At 66.7% G+C, this 1,726-nt stretch carries 2 protein-coding genes; one reads left to right on the top strand and one right to left on the bottom strand.

Annotation, left to right across the window (positions count from 1 at the left end):
• Window positions 1-515, bottom strand: a 515-nt coding sequence (locus ACV4UX_RS19275) for a thioredoxin domain-containing protein (protein ID WP_491594895.1), incomplete at its 3' end; no start/stop codon positions are given.
• A 120-nt stretch (window positions 516-635) separates the two neighbouring features.
• Between ACV4UX_RS19275 and ACV4UX_RS19270 the strand changes: the two genes are divergently transcribed.
• Window positions 636-1,726 (top strand): HAMP domain-containing protein (locus ACV4UX_RS19270; RefSeq protein ID WP_491594894.1); only part of this gene is annotated, 1,091 nt, incomplete at its 3' end.

The following is a 1,726-nucleotide window of genomic DNA, read 5'->3' as shown; positions in this document are numbered from 1 at the left end:
GCCTCGCTGCGACCTGCCAGGGCGTCCCGCACGCCCATGGCGGCCTGGTGCACGTCGTCGCGCCTGGTCTTCCAGGCCTGGGCGACGGCAGGGAGCAGGTCCATGAGTCCCCGGCGGCCCAGGCGCGTGCGCTTGGGAATGTAGGTGGCGGCGAAGAAGGGGCGCAGCTCGTGGTCCACGAAGAGAGACAGGGGCCAGCCGCCGGAGCCGGTCATCATCTGGCAGGCGGCCATGTACACGGCGTCCAGGTCCGGACGCTCCTCGCGGTCGATCTTCACGGGCACGGTGACGGCGTTGAGGAGCGCGGCGGCCTCCTCGTCCTCGAAACATTCCCGCTCCATGACGTGGCACCAGTGGCAGGTTGAGTAGCCGATGGAGAGAAACAGGGGCAGGTCGCGATGCCTGGCGGCGGCGAGGGCCTCCTCCCCCCAGGGAAACCAGTCCACGGGGTTGCGGGCGTGCTGGAGCAGGTAGGGGCTCATTTCCCCGGCGAGACGGTTGGCGCGTGCGGCCATGAAACCTCCTGAGGGGTTGTATCGCGAGATGGGCGGGGCAAAAAGAAACAGAAGTCTTCGTGTTTCTCTCCTGGTGGAGGGACATGATCTATTGTAAGAATGACTCTAGGTTTAGCAAAGATGAAACTCAGCACCAAAGCCTCATTCCTTCTGACGGCACTTCTTCTGCTGGTGGTCGCGGCCACGGGCATCTTTGTGTTCGTCACCCAGCGGAGCGCCGTCCTGAGCCTGGTGCGCCAGGACATGGAGTCCATCGCCGAGTCCGTGTCCACGGAGTTGCGGGCCTTCATCCGGGACAATCTGCAGAACCTGGCGGCCGTCGCCGGGAACCTTCCCACCGAGGCCCTGGAACAGGGCGACCGGGAGGCCCTGGAACGCTACTTCAGACGCCAGCTGGAGTTCTTCCCCAAGTTCGAGAACGGGTTCTTCCTGCTGGACGCCCAGGGGCGCTTCGTGGCCGACTACCCGGCCCATCCCGATCTCGTGGGGCAGTCCTTCGCCCACCGCGAATACTACCAGAGCACCGTCGCCCGCGACGCGGGCGTGGTGGGCGCGCCCTACATCTCCGCCCGCACCAATCTGCCCGTGATCACCTTCACCTGGCCCGTGTTTTCCCGTCAGGGCAGGGTGGAATACGTGGTCTGCGGCTCGCTCAACCTGCTTTCGGCGCACGCCCTGGGCGAATACCCCCGGCGTCGCATCGGCAAGACGGGCTTCCTCTATGTGGTGGACAGGGAGCGCACCGTCATCGTGCACCCGGACAAGGCCCGCATCCTCAAGGCCGTGGAGCAGGGCCGGAACGCCTTCCTGGACAAGGCGGCCGACGGCCTGGAGGGCTCGGCCGAGACGGTGGATTCCCAGGGCGTGTCCATGGTGGCGGGCGCGCGCTTCCTCCAGGAACCAGGCTGGTCCGTGCTGGCGCAGATTCCCTCGGCCGAGGCCCTCGCGCCGCTCCACGAAGCGCTTTTCGCACTGGGCTCGTTCTTCCTGGGGGTGCTCCTGCTGGCGCTTCCGCTGGGTCTTCTGGCCATGCGCCGCCTTACGAGACCCCTGGACAGGCTCGAAGAGGCCGTGCAGGTGGTGACCCGGGACCTGGGCGAAAACGGAGGCAAATCGGCGCGCCCCTTTGCGCCCCAGGCCCTTGAGGCCCTGCGCTCCATGCGCTCCAACGACGAGATCGGCATGCTGGCCCGGGCGTTCTTCCAGCTCTC

Source organism: Fundidesulfovibrio sp., assembly GCF_058402725.1.
This window is presented reverse-complemented; position numbering and strand designations above follow the sequence as displayed.